The 19,264-nt window shown below is 44.8% G+C and carries 16 protein-coding genes and 1 pseudogene; 10 read left to right on the top strand and 7 right to left on the bottom strand.

The features are described 5' to 3' along the window. Window positions 1-53: 53 nt before the first annotated feature. Both ACTQ16_RS04655 and ACTQ16_RS04660 read left to right on the top strand, forming a co-directional pair. Entirely contained in the window at window positions 54-305 is a 252-nt protein-coding gene (locus ACTQ16_RS04655) for a prevent-host-death family protein (RefSeq protein ID WP_287562838.1), read from the top strand. Beyond that, window positions 295-639, top strand: coding sequence for an addiction module toxin RelE (locus ACTQ16_RS04660; RefSeq protein ID WP_294967801.1), 345 nt, complete (start codon window positions 295-297; stop codon window positions 637-639). The genes ACTQ16_RS04655 and ACTQ16_RS04660 overlap by 11 nt, the downstream gene beginning before the upstream one ends. 267 nt (window positions 640-906) lie before the next feature. Here the strand turns inward: ACTQ16_RS04660 and ACTQ16_RS04665 are convergent, their stop codons facing one another. Beyond that, window positions 907-1,866 (bottom strand): hypothetical protein, encoded by a 960-nt coding sequence (locus ACTQ16_RS04665; protein WP_441936339.1) that lies wholly within the window; start codon window positions 1,864-1,866, stop codon window positions 907-909. Window positions 1,867-1,919: 53 nt separating this feature from the next. After that, window positions 1,920-2,321: a DUF3997 domain-containing protein gene (locus tag ACTQ16_RS04670; RefSeq protein WP_287562843.1), complete on the bottom strand. Its 402-nt coding sequence runs from the start codon at window positions 2,319-2,321 to the stop codon at window positions 1,920-1,922. 145 nt (window positions 2,322-2,466) lie between these two features. Between ACTQ16_RS04670 and ACTQ16_RS04675 the strand changes: the two are divergent. From ACTQ16_RS04675 to pafA, 3 genes and pseudogenes are all read left to right on the top strand, one after another. Then, window positions 2,467-2,718 (top strand): annotated as a pseudogene (locus ACTQ16_RS04675) (hypothetical protein); the annotation flags it as partial. A gap of 321 nt (window positions 2,719-3,039) precedes the next feature. Next, window positions 3,040-5,010, top strand: a complete 1,971-nt coding sequence (locus ACTQ16_RS04680) for a heavy metal translocating P-type ATPase (protein WP_441936423.1) — start codon at window positions 3,040-3,042, stop codon at window positions 5,008-5,010. Window positions 5,011-5,091: 81 nt separating this feature from the next. After that, window positions 5,092-6,702 (top strand): alkaline phosphatase PafA, encoded by a 1,611-nt coding sequence (pafA, locus tag ACTQ16_RS04685; RefSeq protein WP_441936341.1) that lies wholly within the window; start codon window positions 5,092-5,094, stop codon window positions 6,700-6,702. Between the two features lie 138 nt (window positions 6,703-6,840). Here the strand turns inward: pafA and aat are convergent, their stop codons facing one another. The 4 genes from aat to ACTQ16_RS04705 form a co-directional block, all read right to left on the bottom strand. Then, on the bottom strand, window positions 6,841-7,506 hold the full coding sequence (gene aat / locus ACTQ16_RS04690; RefSeq protein ID WP_427876784.1) for a leucyl/phenylalanyl-tRNA--protein transferase: 666 nt from the start codon (window positions 7,504-7,506) through the stop codon (window positions 6,841-6,843). A gap of 6 nt (window positions 7,507-7,512) precedes the next feature. Further along, entirely contained in the window at window positions 7,513-9,747 is a 2,235-nt protein-coding gene (locus ACTQ16_RS04695) for an AAA family ATPase (protein ID WP_441936425.1), read from the bottom strand. 167 nt (window positions 9,748-9,914) lie between these two features. Continuing rightward, the gene (locus tag ACTQ16_RS04700) at window positions 9,915-10,217 is read right to left on the bottom strand and encodes an ATP-dependent Clp protease adaptor ClpS (RefSeq protein ID WP_153122911.1); all 303 of its coding nucleotides are present in this window, start codon (window positions 10,215-10,217) and stop codon (window positions 9,915-9,917) included. Between the two features lie 10 nt (window positions 10,218-10,227). Further along, the gene (locus ACTQ16_RS04705) at window positions 10,228-10,734 is read right to left on the bottom strand and encodes a flavin reductase family protein (RefSeq protein WP_153122913.1); all 507 of its coding nucleotides are present in this window, start codon (window positions 10,732-10,734) and stop codon (window positions 10,228-10,230) included. Between the two features lie 842 nt (window positions 10,735-11,576). Here ACTQ16_RS04705 and ACTQ16_RS04710 point away from each other — a divergent pair. After that, complete coding sequence (locus ACTQ16_RS04710) at window positions 11,577-13,634, top strand: TonB-dependent receptor plug domain-containing protein (protein WP_441936344.1); 2,058 nt, start codon at window positions 11,577-11,579, stop codon at window positions 13,632-13,634. A gap of 145 nt (window positions 13,635-13,779) precedes the next feature. Here the strand turns inward: ACTQ16_RS04710 and ACTQ16_RS04715 are convergent, their stop codons facing one another. After that, the gene (locus tag ACTQ16_RS04715; RefSeq protein ID WP_441936346.1) at window positions 13,780-14,763 is read right to left on the bottom strand and encodes a cation diffusion facilitator family transporter; all 984 of its coding nucleotides are present in this window, start codon (window positions 14,761-14,763) and stop codon (window positions 13,780-13,782) included. A gap of 492 nt (window positions 14,764-15,255) precedes the next feature. On the opposite strand from ACTQ16_RS04715, the gene ACTQ16_RS04720 reads away from it, so the two are divergent. The 4 genes from ACTQ16_RS04720 to ACTQ16_RS04735 all read left to right on the top strand — a co-directional run bounded on the left by ACTQ16_RS04720 (window position 15,256) and on the right by ACTQ16_RS04735 (window position 19,248). Continuing rightward, window positions 15,256-16,503: an ATP-binding protein gene (locus tag ACTQ16_RS04720; protein WP_441936348.1), complete on the top strand. Its 1,248-nt coding sequence runs from the start codon at window positions 15,256-15,258 to the stop codon at window positions 16,501-16,503. Between the two features lie 584 nt (window positions 16,504-17,087). Next, a complete protein-coding gene (locus tag ACTQ16_RS04725) occupies window positions 17,088-17,531 on the top strand; it encodes a DUF1016 N-terminal domain-containing protein (protein WP_118201734.1) in 444 nt (147 codons plus the stop codon). A 61-nt stretch (window positions 17,532-17,592) separates the two neighbouring features. Continuing rightward, window positions 17,593-18,819 (top strand): nucleoside recognition domain-containing protein, encoded by a 1,227-nt coding sequence (locus tag ACTQ16_RS04730; protein ID WP_200756657.1) that lies wholly within the window; start codon window positions 17,593-17,595, stop codon window positions 18,817-18,819. A gap of 69 nt (window positions 18,820-18,888) precedes the next feature. Then, window positions 18,889-19,248 (top strand): four helix bundle protein, encoded by a 360-nt coding sequence (locus ACTQ16_RS04735; RefSeq protein ID WP_118201736.1) that lies wholly within the window; start codon window positions 18,889-18,891, stop codon window positions 19,246-19,248. The last annotated feature ends 16 nt before the right edge of the window (window positions 19,249-19,264 follow it).

The raw sequence follows: 19,264 nt of genomic DNA on the forward strand, positions 1-19,264 counted from the left end.
AAGTCAAATAAAAACATTATCTTTGCACCGTAAACTTTAAAACATTTAAGATTATGTTAGTAGTCAGTACAAGAGATTTCAGAACAAACCAGACCAAATACCTTAAAAAGGCAAACGCTGGTGAACACGTGATTTTAAAGTCACGTACAGGTAGCTTCAAGATTGTACCTATCAGCTCAGATGATATTGTGAGCAACAAGAGAGACCTTGCAGCTGAACTTCGTGGTGCTTTGCAGGAAGTAAAAGACCATATGGAAGGAAAGAAACAACTTCAATCCTTAGACAGTCTTCTCGATGAGCTATAATCTTCACGTTTCTTCTTACTTTGCCAAAGAAGCCAAACGACTGAGTAAGAAATACCCAAGTTTCAAACATGACTTGGATAAATTCAAAAAGAGCTTGCAAGAGAATCCTCTTCAAGGAACAGAACTATCACCTGGCATCCGCAAGATACGAATGGCTATTGAGTCCAAACATAAAGGACTCTCGGGTGGAGCAAGAGTTATCACTTACAATGTTCTAGCACAAGAACAAAATGGAGAGATAGAACTCCTGTTGCTCTATGACAAGGGCGATACTGAGACTGTAAAACTCAGCGTGGTGAAAGAGATTATCAGAGAAATGGGGTTCTCTCTATAAAATGAATCCCTAAAAACTTTGCATCATGCAATCTATCGTTGCACCTGCAAAAAGGATGATTGTTGACTAATTTCATTCTATCAGTGTTCATTAACAGGTTGATAAATAGCATAAAAAGACTTGTAGCTCAGTTGGTTACACCTTGCTAAGTTCGCGGGAGTTAGTAAGGCTCGGCACAGACTCATAATCTGGAGGTCCTTGGTTCAAGCCCAAGCTGGTCCACTTTGAAAATCAAGCAGTTAAACTATTGCGGCTTAACTGCTTTTTTCATTGCAAGTTTGCTTGAATTTGGTCGATTTGTTTTTGCGTTTTCCGCAAAAGTTTCTTTGCCCATCTTACTCCTTCACCATGTTCAGAGAATGCGATATAATCTAGCCCTAACGCAACTAATTCTTTAAACTGCAAAAGAGCATCTTCAGATAAACCGTTAAACATCAACGCAACAGCATAGTCATACTTAACAAGAGGGTCATTGGGTTCTTGCTCAAAAGCTGCTTTTGCATAAGTTAAGCAACCTGCCTTATCCCCAATAGTCTTATAGGTCTCGGCAAGAATCGTCTTCAAATAATACTCTTTGGAATAACGCTTGCAAATGACACGAAGATAACGCACTAGTTTCTCCTTATTGTTACTCTCTTCCAAAGCATCAATCTTTTTCAAGATTCGATTCCGCTGAGATTCTGAAGCATATCCTATATCTGAAGCTTTTGCAACAGTCCTTGGATGACTATACTTTAATACTTTATAGAAAAGAACAGCTTCCTTTTTTGAGAAATCACTTTCAATACCTTTTCCTCGGTGTGACAAATGCTCTTCCATGAGAGCCAAGGCCTCCTTATCTTTAAAAAGGTGATAGAAACAATCTGCCTTATAATATCTGGAATCATTGATGACAGACTTTGCCCATCTGACACCATAGCCATTTTCCGCAACCTCCTCAATAGTCATATTTAAAACAACATCCCACTCTTCTATGGATTGCTCATATTTTTCTAATGACCAAAGGATTCTGCCACGAGTATAATTCAAGAGAGGCATGACAGGGCATACCTCTTTTGCTTTATCGGCATAAGACAAAGCTTCCTTATCTTTGCATCTGTTCCATAGGACATTTGCAAGTTGAGTCAACAAATAGCAGTTATTTGGTGACAAAGCAAGTTCCTTTCTCAACAGTTTTTCTGCTGCTGAGAAGGAATTGCTTTTTATGAGTTCTATCAACCTATCCATCTTACTGTATTATCTTCTTTTAGTATGAAAATGTTCCACTGCTCTTCACCGTATCATTTCTTATGTAAAGCTAGCTGAATTCTTAAAGAATCTACAATACAGCCATATCTACTTTTATCCAATGGACCATAAATCGTATCCTTAACTTTATCTATAATCCAAAACGTTCTTCCTTGCAGTTTCATTTGCTGATAATATTTAATATCCTTTCCGAACCAAACAGTATCATTGTCAAGTGCTGCTGAGTCAAAATTTTGATGTGCCACGATAAACTGTTCATTATAAGCATAATCTATAATTTCAGGAAATAGCACCAATGTGTCAACACCTTGCTCGTTTTGTTTATAAATGCCTTTTTCACAAAAAGAGTAACCGTTGCCTAAATCCCAGTAATCACCATGAATGCAACTTGTTACCAATAGCCCTATTAGTATAAATATCACACAATGTTTCATCTTAAAAGATTTTTATTATTCCTAATTTCCGTAACACCATAATTTAATTTTATAAGAGCAACACATAGTTGCTTTGGATTTTACCATGTCAGAAATTTCACTTATCTTAGTGTTGTATATAAAAACAAATAAAACTCTGAATGACATGGCAAAAATACAAATAAAATCTAAGAAACTTGCTCCTTTTGGAAGAATTCTTTCGTTTATGGAGTTATTTAATGCTCTTTTGGATCAAACAATAGATTTCACCTTGGGATTGAGATGTACATTGTATGGCTATTAATATAGTGAGATTCTACGTTCTCTAATGTTGGTATATCTTTGTGGCGGCTCATGTATTGAGGATGTTACAACACACCTTATGAAACATTTGTCACTCCATCAGTTTCTTCTTACTTTGCCAAAGAAGCCAGACGATTGAGTAAGAGTATCCGGCAAAAAAGAGGGCAACTGGAGCTTTTGCAACCAAGTTGCAGAAACCTTTTCGTAATTTTGCAACCGAAATAGAAAAAGGAACTGAATGTTCCTGGTTATATAGAACTAAAAGTATTGCAAAATTATGGAAGAAATGAAACATTCTCACGAACATCATCATGAATGCCATTGTGAAAATTCTCACGAACATCATCATGAACATCATCATGACTGCTCATGCTCCACAGAAGAACATGAGCACCAGGGATGCGGTTGCCACCATCATCACCATGAAGAAGGCGGTTTGAAATCCAAACTCATCCTTATCGGTGTAACTGTTATTCTCCTGATAACAGCTGTTTTCATCGAAAAGAATTACGACCTGGCTACCTGGCAGTTACTCCTCGTCTATCTCATTCCTTATTTATTAATAGGACACGAGACGCTGGGCGAAGCTGCAGAAGGCATTGCCAAGGGCGATATGTTTAACGAAAACTTCCTGATGGCTATCGCTACCATCGGAGCCCTTTGCATCGGATTCTTTCCTGGATCAGACACAGAATTCCCGGAGGCAGTCTTTGTGATGCTCTTCTTTCAGGTGGGCGAACTCTTCGAAGGATATGCGGAAGGAAAGAGCCGCGACAGCATTTCACATCTGATGAATATCCGACCGGATGTTGCAAATGTTGAAAGAAACGGAAAAGTAGAGTCGGTTTCGCCGGAAGATGTAAAGATTGGAGAAACGATTGTAATCCGTCCGGGAGAGAAAGTGCCTTTGGATGGTGTTGTTGTAGAGGGCAATTCAGCCTTGAATACCGTTGCCCTGACGGGAGAAAGTATGCCACGGGATTTGAACGAAGGCGATACTATCATGTCCGGTTGCATCAATCTTTCAGGAGTAGTTCGTGTACGCACCACCAAGAGTTTTGGCGAAAGTACCGTATCCAAGATTATTTCTCTGGTAGAGAGTGCAGACAAGAACAAGTCGAAGAGCGAGGCTTTCATCACCCGTTTCGCCCGAGTCTATACTCCTATCGTTGTTTTCGCAGCCATTGCCCTGGCGGTTATTCCTCCATTCCTGGCAGCAACAGGAATCGTAGGTGAAGGAACCTTTGGCGAGAACTTTCCGTTATGGCTCAACCGCGCCTTGATATTCCTGGTAGTATCCTGTCCTTGCGCCCTGGTCATCAGCGTGCCCCTCACCTTCTTTGGCGGCATCGGCGGAGCATCCCGGAACGGTATTCTCATTAAGGGCAGCAACTATATGGATGCTTTAGCCAAGGTGGGAACCGTTGTGTTCGACAAGACGGGTACCTTGACCCACGGAGAGTTTGCCGTGGCAGCTGTTCATGCTGATGATTCCTGCCCAGACCATTCATCCCACAATGCAGATAATGTGCATATTGGCGAATATTCAGACAAGGAGAAAATCCTGCTTCATCTGGCAGCTCATGCTGAACATTTCACTACCCACCCTGTCGGTGCAGCCCTGCGGACTGCCTTCCCGCAAGAAGCAACAGATGGCTGCGAGGTGACCGATGTAGAGGAAATTGCAGGACAGGGTATCCGTGCCCAAGTGAACGGAAAGGTGGTTTGCGTGGGCAACAAGAAGATGATGGAAAGCATCGGCGCCCAATGGCACGACTGCAACCAGGTGGGAACCATCATCCACGTCGCCATTGATGGCAAGTACGCGGGACATATTGTAATCAACGACACCCTTAAGGAAGAAAGTGCCCACGCCATCAGAGAGCTGAAAGAACTGGGAGTGGAGAAAACGGTAATGCTGACGGGTGACCGCAGAGAAGTGGGAGAAGATGTTGCCCACAAACTGGGACTGGACGAGTGCCGCGCAGAACTGCTGCCAACCGACAAGGTTTCGCATGTAGAACAACTGCTGAAGACGAAACCTGCAGGCAAGACGCTCGCTTACGTAGGCGATGGCATCAACGATGCCCCTGTATTGAAACGTGCCGATGTGGGCATTGCCATGGGTGGACTTGGAAGCGATGCAGCCATCGAAGCTGCCGATGTAGTACTGATGGATGATGACCCTAGAAAGATTGCCCTTGCCGTAAAGATAGCCAGAAGAACCATTCATATCGCTCACGAGAACGTGATATTTGCAATCGGAGTGAAGGTTGCCGTACTGATTCTCGCCACCATTGGTCTTGGAACCATGTGGATGGCTGTCTTTGCCGATGTAGGTGTTACGGTACTGGCTGTTTTGAACGCCATGAGAAGTTTGGGTAAAAATCGTCTTTTTTATCGTTAAATACCAAAATAAGTTGTATCTTTGCAACCGAATTATAATATACAATACTGAATGGTTATGTATAAAAAAGACATTTTGACTATGAATAAGATTTTTAAACTCATCTTCGTGCTCTGCTGCTTCTGCGGCATCGCACAGGCTCAGCCTCAACGACCTAAGCTCGTTGTAGGCATCGTTATCGACCAGATGCGATGGGATTATCTCTATCGCTACTACGCCCGCTACGGCGAAGGCGGATTCAAGAGAATGCTCGGAGAAGGATTCAGCGTAGAAAACTGCAAGATTCCTTACATTCCTTCGGTTACAGCCATCGGCCACTCTTCTATCTGGACCGGTTCCGTTCCTTCCATCCACGGAATTGCAGGAAATAACTTCGTGAAAGATGGAAAGGTAGTGAATTGTACTGCCGACGATACCGTTAACCCTGTAGGTTCCGACAGCAAGGCTGGCAAGATGTCGCCTCACAATCTGTGGGTAACCACCATCGGCGATGAACTCCGTCTGGCTACCAACAACCGCTCTAAGGTGATTGGTGTAGCCTTGAAAGACAGAGCATCCATCCTCCCTGCGGGCCATCACGCCAATGGCGCTTTCTGGTTTGATGACAAGTCGGGTAAGTTCATCACCAGTACTTTCTATATGGATAAGTTGCCAGAGTGGGTGAACAAGTTCAACAAGCAGAAACTCCCAAACAAGTATCTTTCCAAGAAATGGGAGACGCTCTACCCTATCGATTCCTATAAGGAGAGCACCAGCGATGACAACAACTACGAGAATGGAATCGCTGAGGGCGAGAAGGCTGTATTGCCACTCGACCTGCCTACCTTATATAAAAAGCATGGTTACAAGATTCTCCGCAACACTCCATTCGGCTGCAACCTGACTTTCGATATTGCCAAGGCTGCCATCGAGGGCGAGAACCTGGGTAGAAACACAGATACTGACCTGCTAACCATCAGCTGCTCTAGCACCGATTACATCGGTCATCAGGTGGGCGTAAACGCTATCGAAACTGAAGATTGCTATCTTAGATTAGATAAGGCTTTGGCAGATTTCTTCGCTTATCTCGACCAGACCGTGGGCAAGGGAAATTATCTCACCTTCCTCACCGCCGACCATGGAGGCGTGAACAACGCTACCTTCCTGCAGGATCAGCGAATCCCTGCCGGCATCTGGAACAAAAAGGGATTGGTAGATGAATTGAACAAGAGTCTGAAGACAAAGTTCAACACCGACAAGGATCTCGTGAAGACCATCATGAACAATCAGGTATTCTTCAATACAGACATCATCGAGGAAATCGGTCTGGATTACGCAGCCATCAAGCAGGTGGTAGTAGACAGATTGAAGAAAGACAAGGACGTGCACTATGCCTTCGACATGGAGAAGACCTCCACAGAGAGCATTCCTGAAGAACTGAAGTTCCGTGCCATCAACGGTTACAACCGTGAGCGCAGCGGAAGCGTCCAGATTGTACTGAAGCCAGCCCACTACGAATACGGCAACGGAAAGGGAACTACCCACGGAGCATGGAATCCATACGATATCCATATTCCTTGCCTGTTTATGGGTTGGGGCATCCAGCACGGCGAGAGTGCCCAGCCTCACTATATGACGGATATTGCCGCTACCGTCTGTGCGATGCTGCATATTCAGGCACCTAACGGTTGCATCGGCACACCGATATTCTAAATAAAATAAAGGCTAGGTTTCCCAGAATCGGGAACCTAGCCTTTATTATTTATTTCCTCTTCAAAAGAGAAACTCTTTTATTCTTTCATGCAGATTGTATTCTTCATGCATGATTATATTCTTTCATGCATGATTTTCCTAATCATCATTCATGATTTCCATATATTCCTCGTAGGAAATATATCTGCCACCCATCGACTTGAGATGCGGGGTTTCCAGCTGACAATCTATCATCTTACCTCCATGCTCCTGCAGATAACGAGCCAGGAAGATGAGGGCTATCTTTGAACCCGACGGAACCCTGGAGAACATGCTCTCGCCAATGAAAACCTTACCGATGGTAACGCCATAAAGTCCACCTACCAGTTCACCGGTCTCATTATCCCATACCTCCACGCTTGCCGCAAAGCCCTGCTCATGAAGGGCGGTGAATGCCTGGATGATGTTTTCGCCCAACCAGGCACCCTCTTCCTCATAGCGGCCATTGGTCTTGCTGCAGGCACGAATCACAGCATCAAAATCTTCGTTGATTCCTACGCTGTATCGGTTCTTCCTCAGCAAGGTACGCATGGAATGACTGATGTGGATTTCGTCCGGGAAGATGACGAAGCGCTTCATCGGACAGAACCAGAGAATCTCCGGCTGGTCGCGAAAGCTATACCAGGGAAAGATGCCGTTGCTGTAAGCCAGCAGCAGGCGGTCGATACTCAAGTCGCCACCTATCGCAAAACATCCGTCGTCATCGCCGTAATGCGGATCGGGAAAATAAATCTCTTCCGCATTTTCATCTATCTGTAATATCATCGCTTTCTAACAATTAATCACCAATTCCTTACCATCGAAATCTACGCAGCCCTTGCCTGCCTTCTTGAGCTTGCCGAAGAGCAGCGCCTTCATCAGGATTGGCTTCAGGCGGTTGCCGATGACACGGTCCATCTCGCGGGCTCCATATTCCTTGGTGAAGCCCCACTCCAGAATCTTCTCTCTTGCCGCATCGGTAAGCGTAATAGAAACTCCCTTTGCTGCCAACTTTGCATCGAGCTGACGAAGCTTCTTGGCTAGAATCAGTTCTGCCATGTGCTTATCCATATCGTTGAACACCACGGTATCGGAAAGTCGGTTGATAAACTCTGGCTTAAAGGTCTTCTTTACCTGAGCCAACATCGCCTCACCACGGGTTACATTGCCGCTGAAACCTACATTTGCCTGCGAAGCATACTGCGCTCCGGCATTCGATGTCATCACGAGGATCACGTTGCGGAAGTCTGCCTTCTGCCCCTTGTTGTCGGTCAATCGGGCATAGTCCATCACCTGCAGCAGGATGTTGTAGATGTCGCTATGCGCCTTCTCTATCTCATCAAGCAGGAGTACACAGTTTGGTGTCTTGCGGATGGCATCGGTAAGAAGACCGCCATCTTCATAACCCACGTATCCGGCAGGCGAACCGATGAGCTTAGCCACGGTATGCTTCTCGGTGTATTCACTCATATCGAAGCGCACCAGCTCGATGCCGAGCTCCTTAGCCAGCACACGGACCACCTCGGTTTTACCTACACCCGTAGGACCCACGAAGAGCAGCGAAGCCATCGGTTTGTCATCGTCCACCAGTCCTGCCTTCGCCATCATCACAGCCTCAACCACCTTATCCACAGCCTTGTCCTGACCATAGATCTTGTCGAGTATGCGCTGGCGGAGTGTAGCCAGAGAATCATTGTTTTCATCCTTGATGGCTGCCGCATCTATCTTGCAGACCTTGGTGAGAATCTGCTGGATAATCGCCTTGGTAACGTAAGAACGCTGGCGATATTCCACAGGATGCACCTCCAGATAAGCACCCGCCTCATCCATCAGGTCGATGGCCTTGTCTGGCAGACAGCGGTTGCTGATGTATTTGGCACTGGCACGGACGGCATATTCCAGAGCGTCCTTGCGATAAGTCACGTTGTGGAACTTATTGTATTTATATTGCAAGCCCTCCAATATCTTGATAGCCTCCTCCTCGGTAGGTTCCTTGATATCTATTTGCTGGAAGCGGCGCACGATGCCCTTGCTCTGAGCCATGTAGCGGTTGAACTCCTCATAGGTGGTGGAACCGATGAATCGGATGTCGCCTGCCTCCAGATACTGCTTGAGCATATTGGAAGCATCAGGTCCACCATCAGAGCCACGACCTGCACCTATCATATTATGAATCTCATCAATATAGATGATGGTGTTGCCTTCCTTGGCGGCTCCCTCCATCACCATCTTGATACGCTTTTCGAAATCGCCACGATACTGGGCGCCGGCAAGCATCTGTCCCATATCCATACCATAGATGCGGGCTCCCTTAAGACGATTAGGAACCTGATTCTCATTGATGAGCTTGGCAAGACCATAAACCAGGGCGGTCTTGCCTACACCCGGTTCACCGATGTGAAGCGGATTATTCTTTTCGGCACGACAGAGCACCTGGATGGTTCTATCCAGTTCCTGCTCTCTGCCGATAAGCGGATTATGCTCCTCCACCTTATCAGAGATACAGGTAACCAGATGATGCCAATCCTGAGGCTGTCGGTTTCTGCCTTCCTCCTCGTCTTCATCATAGTCATTGTCATAATCGTCGTCATCATAGTCGGCGCCTATGCCTATATTAGCCTCCGCAGCCTCGTTTTCCAGCGGATAATAGCTATCCACACTCGCCAGGAACTCGCCCTGCCGGTCGCCCACATTCTTGCACAGCAGGAAGGCGGCTTCTGAATTCTGCAAGCCAAACATTGCCTGTACGAAATGAGGCACGTTCACGAGTTTTCGGTCAGCGGCAGCAGCCAAGGCGCAAGCCGTACCAAACATCGTCTTGAAGAGCGATGAAGGCTCAGGCAGATATTTGATATTTTCAGGCACACGCTCCTGCTTGGCGAGCCATCCCACCAAGTCCTCGTGCATCTTGAAACTATCCACGCCCTCCTCCTGCAAAGCCTGGCAGAAGGCATACTGGCGGAGCAATGACAGGAGCATGTGCTCCGGCATCACAAACTCATGGTCGAAGAACCGAGCCTGCTTCATTGCGTCATCCATCAAGACACTCATATATCGGGTTAATCCCATACTATCCATCTATTCTTTTCCCTTCTTTTTTATGGGGAAAGCGAAAAAAGTAAATATCATTCTAGGAGCTATCGCCCCCAAAAATCACTCTAACTTGCCTTCACTTCCCTCTAAATTCCCATTTATTATTCTGGCATATAAGTGAGCTTCAGGGGATACTTCTGCGTACGGGCTTTCTCCATCGCTTTCTCCACTTTGCTCTTGGCGATGTCATAGCTGTAGGTGCCCACCACGGCTTTCTCTTCGTGATGAACCTTGAGCATGATTGCTTCAGCCTCAGCCTGCGACTTGAAGAAGATGGTTTCGAGGATGTCTACCACGAAGTCCATCGGTGTAAAGTCGTCGTTGAACATCATTACCACGTAACGCCCCGGCTCCTTGAGCCTCGTTTTCTGGCGTTCACGAATTGCTGTCTGTTCTTGAGCCATATTTGAATTATTACTTTGTATAAGCATTGGTAATCTCCACGACATAGACATCGTGGAATCCACCCTTGGCACCATACCACTGCAGCAAGTCCTTGTCGAGGAACTTCTCCGCTGTCATATTGTCCTTATAGAGTTTGCGGCATTCCAGGGTGAGTCGAGACTGTTCGAATGCAATGCTGCCGTTATCGGTCTCTACAGGAGTCAATCCTGTTTCCTTTGCCTTATCGAAATCACGTCCACTCTTAGAACCGCAGAAGTTATATATCTTTCGAGCCTCCTCGCTATTTCCGAGGAAAGAGAGGGTCATGAATTCATTCTCCTCGATGATGCCGTGAGTAAAGCGCTCCGGACGGATAAAAACTACTGCCACCGGCTTGTTCCAAAGCCATCCCAGGCAGCCCCATGAGGCGGTCATCATATTGAATTTCTCCTTATTGCCGGCACAAACCAGCATCCACTCCTTACCTATCGTGTCAAAGATATTATCATTCAGTTCTTTTACGTTGATCTTTTCCATTTTATCTGTTCCTTTCTTTTTATTTACTAATAGTTTTAATGATGAAATCATACAGCATTCAGCAAAAGCCATGCCAAGTCATTGCCGAAGGCTGCTCATATCAGTTGCAAAGATACAAGAATAATCTGAAAAAGCAAATGATTCTCCAAGAAAATCGCAAAATAGATAGGAATAGATTGCATCCTGCTCAAAACAATTGGCATAAAAGCCACTCTCGATTTTACTCTTCACTCTTCACCAAATCGCCGGGAACCCCTGTATTTATCGGCATTACGGGAGGTGAAGAGTGGTCCTTCACTCTTCACAACTCTTCACAACCCTTCACCACTTCTTACCTTCCTTCACCGGCAACTGCGTCCTGACGTTCAGCTTTTTATCTCAGGAGAGCAAAATATTGCCCTTGCCGTGGCAATATTTTGCCCCGACCAGGCACAAAACGAAACGTCGTGACAGAAAAAAATCTTCTACAGGACGATTATTTTTTCCTAGTAAGAGAATCCTCACATTTGGTACAGGAACGGACAGAAAGCCCTAAGACTATTAATTCTGAAAGGAAGAAAACTTCAAAAAAAGGTGAAGAGTAGTGAAGAGTGGTGAAGAGTGAAGGACCACTCTTCACCTCTCACACCCCCAGTGTTTATCGGCATTTCAGGCGAAAAGGTGAAGAGTGAAGAGTAAAATACAAATTCGCTTGATTTAAATTAAAACTTTACGATGGAAATAAAATAAATCACATTTTGCTTTGCCATTTCAAGGAAAGGCAGTACCTTTGCACCCCGAATGCCGAAAACCGAGCTGGCTTGCGGCTTCGATTTATTATTCATTTATAAACATTTTATTTAATGTACAAAACAATTTACAACAAGCGCAACAGCTTGAAGTTCAACCGATTCTCTAACAAGAACTACTCACTCTTCGCAGTTTTGGGAAGAGAGGTACTTGTTGGTGCACTCAGCGTTGCTACCCTGAGCCATGCCAAGGCAGCAGGCGTAAGCACAGAGGGAGCCAAGGTTGATTCTACCCTCTACAAGGGCGGAAAGGCTTACGAGCTGGATGCGGTGAGCGTTACCGGATCTCGTGCGCCGATGACTGTAGAGCAGTCACCTAAGATTGTGTCTGTCATTACCCGCGACGATATTCATCGTGCGGCTGCGCAGACTATCAACGATGTATTGAAATTAGCTACCGGCGTGGATGTCCGTCAGCGTGGTGGCTTTGGTGTTCAGACGGATATCTCCATCAATGGTGGAACCTTCGACCAGATTACCATTCTCCTGAATGGCGTCAACATTTCCAATCCACAGACTGGTCACAATGCTTCTGATTTTCCTGTAGCTCTTGCCGACATCGACCACATCGAAGTGCTAGAGGGGGCAGCATCGCGCGTATTCGGAACTTCAGCCTTTAATGGTGCCATCAATATCGTGACCAAGAAGGCAAAGAATGATGGAGTATCTGCAAGTGTAGAAGGCGGAAGCTTTGGAAGTTTCGGAGCACAGGGGCGTGTGCAGACGGCTTTTGAAACGGGCAAGTGGACTCAGGCTTATTCCGTAAGCGGAGGCTACAAGCGCTCGGATGGCGGCACGGAGAACAGCGACTTCGAGAAGGGACAGGGCTACGGCAATCTCTCGTTCTCTTACGACCAGCGTTTCGACATAATCGCCCAGCTGGGTATTGCTACCCAGAGCTACGGTGCCAACACTTTCTACAGCGCCAAATACAACAACCAATATGAGAAGACAGACCACGGTATGGCTTCTCTCAACCTGAGTCTGCACAACCAGGAGAAGACCTGGGAGATTGCGCCTCAATTCTATTATAACAAATTCAAGGATCACTATCAGTTGATTCGTGGAAAGGCTGGAGCTGCAGCAGGCGAGAACTATCACGACCTAGATGTTTATGGTGGTGGTCTGAATGCCAACGTGGCTTGGGCTTTGGGTAAGACCGCAGTGGGCTTCGATATCAGCAAGGAGTGCATCTACTCTACTGCATTGGGCGAGGAACTCGCAGAGAAAGACTATAAGGACATCTCGGGTTCCGACCGTCAATATACCCGAAAGGGTGAGCGCACCAACACCAACATCATGTTGGAGCACAACTTCATCTTCGGCGGCTTCACCTTGTCGGCTGGTGTCTTGGCTAACAAGAATACTGGTCTTGACAACGACTTCCGTTTCTATCCTGGTGTAGATATGAGTTATCGTCCTAACGACAACTGGAAGTTCTACGCATCCTGGAACAAGGCTCTGAGAATGCCTACCTACACCGACTTATATATAAGTAATGTGGTGCAGCAGGGCGACATCAACCTGAACCCGGAGAAGAACTCCACCTTCAAGGTAGGAACCCAGTATCGCCAGACCGGTTTTGCCGCAACCGTAAGCGGATTCTACGCACACGGCACCAACATGATTGACTGGGTTCAGACATCCGTGACCGAGCAGAATGACAGCAAGTATCACGTGATGAACATCGGAAAGCTCAACAACATGGGCTACAACGTAGATGCTACTATCTACATGAGAGAATTGGTACCAAACAGTTTCATCACCCGCATCAAGTTGGGTTATGCTTACATCTATCAGGATCATAAGACCGAGACAAACATTCTGAAATCACTCTATGCATTGGAGTATCTCAAGCACAAGGCTGTATTCGGACTGGATCATCAGATCTGGAACAAGCTTTCAGCTTCGTGGAGCGTAAGATGGCAGCAGAGAATGAATGGCTATCATCCATACACCAAGGTGGATTGTAAGCTGATGTGGGACGAGAAAAAATACAATATCTTCGTGAAAGCCGACAACATCACTTGCCACCGCTACTACGACCTCACAGCTGTTAAGCAGCCAGGTTTGTGGATTATGGCAGGAGCCAGCGTAAATCTCGGCCGATAATATAATCAGATAATAATCATCCCAAAAGATGATAAATATCCGAAACACGATTCGGATATCAAATAAAAGAACGAGCCTTGATGGAAGATTCATCCTACCGTCAAGGCTCGTTTCCTTTTATTCCGGCTATTTCCTTTTATTTCAGTTATTCCGGTTTCTGATATTTTCCGTTCACTTTAATCGGTTCGAGATGGATTCCCACATGGGTATCTGCGCCGAAGTGCTGCTTCAATCTTCGTTCGATATGGGTAGCATGCTCATGAGCCTCATAAAGCGAAAGAGAACCCGGCATGCGGACATGCATTTCTATCGCAATCTTGTTTCCGATGCGACGGGTACGCAGGTTATGAATCTCTCCCACTCCCTCTTCTTCATTTGCAATCTTCAGGATTTCATCTTCCTCCATTTCCGGAAGACTGGCATCCGTCAGTTCTTTCACAGACTGCGTCACCAGTCCCCAGGCAGCCTTGATGATGAAGGCACTCACGATGATGGCTGCAAGCGGATCGAGCACCGCCCACTTTTCTCCCAGGATGATGGCGCCACCAATACCGAACATCGTTCCGATACTCGATAAAGCATCGCTGCGATGATGCCAGGCATTTGCCACTACAGCCTCGGAATGATATTTCTTTCCGGCTTTAACCGTAAACTGATAAGCCCACTCCTTCATCACGATACTTACGATGGCAGCAATCAAGGCTACAATGCCCGGCTGCTGGAGTGTCTCGCCGCAGATGGCACGATAGGTCTTGGTAACGCCAGAATAACAGATCATCACACCCACCACGAAGAGCGAAATACCGATGATCGCTGTGGCAAGCGTCTCGTATTTGCCATGCCCATAATCATGGTCCTTATCCTTCGGCTTATTGCTCAGTTTTACGAATACCAGTACCACCACATCGGTGGCAAAATCGGTAAGCGAGTGGATTGCATCCGCTATCATGGCTGCCGAATGTCCGAGAATACCTGCAGCAAACTTCAGCACGAGCAGCACCACATTGATGATGCTTCCCGCTATCGTCACCTTATATACTTCCTTTACTCTATCCGCATCTGCGGAATGATTCTTTTTCGTTTCAGTGGGCATCTCTTGCTCGTTATTTATTCTCTCATTCTTGTCCATACTATAAAATATAACAGAAGTCCTTTGCTTCCTTAATAATGTTTTTGTATAACCAAATTCCTGTCTTTCATTAATTGAGCGGCAAAAGTACATCTTTTTTCTGAAATCGGATAAAAAGAGAGATTAAAAAAGTATAACGAATAGGGAATAATGTGATAGCGAAGAGAGAAAAGCATGGAATTCGACAAATCACCGAACTTAAAATATCAAGCCGTAACCGTTAATTCTGCGAAAGAAAACTGCGGAAATCCGCAACAATCTTTCCTGTTATGATTGTAAATATAGAGACTAATATCTACCTTTGCTACGTATAGACGATAGTTTTATGATTCTGTATTTACCATTATAAGTTAACGAACTTAAAATATCAAGCGGTAACCGTTAATTCTGCGAAAGAAAACTGCGGAAATCCGCAAAAATTCTACATAGAATTAATAAAAGTATTATCTTTGCAAAAGAAAAATGCGGAAATCCGCAAAAATCTTTCCTGTTATGATTGTAAATAGAGACAAATATCTACAAGAGTTGGTTAGTTCACGCCATAATGGACTGGTAAAAATCATTACCGGTATGCGCCGTTGCGGAAAATCCTTTCTGCTGTTTCGTCTCTTCAAGCGTTTCCTTGAAGACGATGGAGTCATGCCCGACCACATCATAGAAATGGCATTCGATGACTATGCATTCAAGGAGTTTCGCAATCCTGACAAGTTTTATAAGTATGTAAAAGAGAAGATTGCTGACGACCAACCTTATTACATTCTGCTTGATGAGGTACAGATGCTTGACGAGTTTGAAGATGTACTAAATGGATTATTGCATATTCCCAATGCTGATGTTTATGTGACGGGAAGCAATGCACGCTTCCTATCCAAGGATATAATAACCGAATTTCGTGGACGAGGATACCCAATACACGTTTCACCACTCAGCTTTGCTGAATTTATGACCGTATATGATGGCAACAAGCAGGATGGTTGGAACGAATATTTGCTTTATGGTGGTCTTCCGCCTGTTGTTTTACAAAAGACAGAAGAAGAAAAAGTGAGACTTCTGAACAGCCTCTTGACTGAGACTTACATGATAGATGTCATCAACAGAAACAAGATAAAGAACGATGCAGAACTCAACGATTTATTCAAGATTCTCGCATCGGGAATTGGCGGACTTACCAATCCGCAACGACTTGCCAATACTTTCCAATCTGTAAAGAATGTCTCTATAAGCTCTGCAACCATCAAGAAATACATCGAATATCTTGCAGATGCATTCTTGCTTGAGCCATGCAATCGCTATGACGTAAAAGGCCGTAAGTATATCGGAACGCCATTGAAATATTATTTTTCTGACTTAGGCATTCGCAATGCACTTCTCGGCTTTCGCCAACAAGAGAAAACCCATCTGATGGAGAATGCCATCTATAATGAAGTTCGCTACCGTGGATATAGTGTGGACATTGGCAACGTAGAAATCAACGGCGTGGACGAAAAAGGAACCAAAGTGAGACGGATGCTTGAAGTTGACTTTGTTTGCAACCAAGGCTACAAACGCTGCTACATCCAGTCGGCTCTCAGTTTGCCAGACAAGGAGAAGACGAAACAAGAACTTGCCTCTTTGCTACGTATAGACGATAGTTTTATGAAGTATGTGATAACAGGCGACCTCATCAAAAAATACCAAAACGATGACGGCATCGTATTTATGGACGTATTTGATTTCTTGTTGGATAAAGATTCTATATGAAAACATAAATAAAAGGAGGGTGTGTCATAAGTTAATGATTCACCCTCTTTTTGTTGGAATATTACTGATATGTTGTTGAAAAACATAGTATATGTTGTTGAGAAAGTTAGTATCTTCGGTCGCACAACAGCTGTTGTGCGCTTGCATAGCAGCTGATATGCGCATGCACAACAAGTGATGTGCATGCGGTGGTCAACTGTTATGCGCCAATTATTATCCAGACTTATGACACCCCCTCTTTTCTAAATAAAGGGATGTGAATTAACACATCCCGAGAGCACCTACCGTTGCTATGTTCTGACAATGCATGAAGTTTGCGAAGTTTCAGAAAGTCAAGAACAAAGCGCTAAGTATGCGCCTTTTCCATTATGTCGTGATCCTTACTCAGAATCATCGGCAAATATACGAATAATGTTTGAAAGAACAAAAGTTGTTAGCAAAAAATCCTCATTGAGGGATAAAAATCATCAAAATCCTCCATCTCTGAGGGATTTTTCTGTATTTAACCACGCTATGCGAAATTTTTATTGTACTTTTGCACCCGTGCTTGGAAAAGCAACAAATAAAACAGAAGAGTAAACGATATGGCAGAAAAGAATAGCATACCCCAATTCGTGAATAGCGAATCTATTATGTCGGATAGCAACTATGTGAAGTGGCTCTCCGATTTGAAAGGTCGTATTCGCATCGCCCAACTCAAAGCGGCTATCAAAGTTAATGAAGAGTTGCACAAGCTTTATTGGAGTTTGGGAGAAGACATTTGTAACAAGCAAAAGCTATATAAGTGGGGCACTAATTTTATAAAACAGCTTAGTTTGGACTTGCGTTCTGCATTTCCAAATGTAGAAGGATTTTCTTGGTCAAATCTTTATAAAATACGCAAGTGGTATCTCTTCTATTCTTCGCAAAATGAATTTTTGTACCAAGCTGGTACAAAATTAGAAACCTTAGAAAGTACTAGCGTTCCTATGCCTGCGATTTTGCTTCGTGTACCCTGGAGGCATCAGACTGTCATTGTCTCGAAATGAAAGAGCAATCCGCAAAGAATTCCACTAGCAATAACAACGATTAAGAAAGCATAAACAGAATATGGTTTTAAATTACATTTGGATAGCATTTTTCGTGATTGCGTTCATCTTCGCACTCATCGGATTGGCAATGGGAGATACGACTATCTTCCAGAAGATTGTAGATTCCACCTTCGATTCTTCCAAGAATGCCTTCGAGATTTCTCTCGGACTGACGGGCGTGCTCGCCCTCTGGCTTGGCATCATGAAGATTGGAGAGAAGGCGGGAGTAGTGAATGTGTTGGCACGAGCACTCAGCCCGGTCTTCACCCGTCTCTTCCCCGATATTCCGAAGAACCATCCGGTGATGGGAAGCATCTTCATGAACATCGCTTCGAATATGCTGGGACTCGATAATGCAGCAACACCAACAGGATTGAAGGCGATGCAGCAGATGCAGGAACTCAACACGAAGAAAGATACGGCGACGAATCCGATGATCATGTTCCTGGTTCTGAACACCTCTGGACTCACCATCATTCCTACCACCATCCTCGCCTTCCGTGCCTCCTACGGAGCAGCCCAGCCTACGGATGTCTTCATCCCTATCCTGATGGCTACGCTCGTGGCTACACTTGCCGGAATCATTATCACTTCGCTTTGGCAGCGCATCAACATCCTGCAGCCGGTATTGCTCGCTACTCTGTTGGGAATGTGCGCCTTCGTAGGCATCATCATCTGGGGATTCGGACAGATGGACAAGGATACGATGAACACGGTTACCACCTTGGCTTCTAACATGATTCTCCTGGGCATCATCCTCTGCTTCATCCTGGCGGGATTCTGGAAGAAGGTGAATGTTTATGATGCATTTATCGAGGGAGCGAAGGAAGGTTTTACTACTGCGGTGAAGATTATCCCTTATCTCGTAGCTATCCTTGTGGGCATCGGCGTGTTCCGTGCTTCGGGAGCGATGGATATGGTGATTCAAGGCATTTCTTGGTCGGTAGAACAATGCGGCTTGAATGCCGATTTCGTAGGCGCCCTACCTACCGCCATCATGAAACCGCTGTCGGGAAGTGGTGCACGAGGCATGATGCTGGAGGCGATGAAGAACTATGGTCCAGATTCGTTTGTGGGCAGATTGAGCTGCATCTTCCAGGGTTCCACCGATACCACCTTCTATATATTGGCTGTATATTTCGGAAGCGTAAGCATCAGGAATACCCGTCACGCCGTGGCTTGCGGCTTGCTCGCCGATTTGGCAGGAGTCATCGCAGCAATCGCTATAGCATACCTTTTCTTTTAAAGGTAAAAAAGTAAAAGGGTAAAAAGGTAAAAAAGACTTATATTATATATTCATCTAAAAAATGAAAATATGGGCAATAATGTCATTTATGAATTAAGTAAAAAGTTTGCCATACGAATAATCAAACTTTATGTTTTCCTCAAAGAAGAGAAACATGAATTCGTTATGTCTAAACAAATATACAGATGTGGTACAAGCATTGGAGCAAACATTGCAGAAAGCACTTATGCTCAAAGTACACCAGATTATATAAGCAAACTTAGCATCTCCCTAAAAGAAGCAAGTGAAACTCAATATTGGCTGGACTTACTTCAAGAAAGCAATTATATAACAACAGAACAATACGAATCAATATCCAATGATGTTAAGACAATCATAGGAACTCTCGTAAATATCATCAATAAATTGAAACAAAAAAATAATCAATAAACAAAAGTAAAAAGCG

The sequence above is a fragment of the Prevotella sp. LCP21S3_D2 genome, assembly GCF_052118345.1.
Lineage (GTDB): Bacteria > Bacteroidota > Bacteroidia > Bacteroidales > Bacteroidaceae > Prevotella.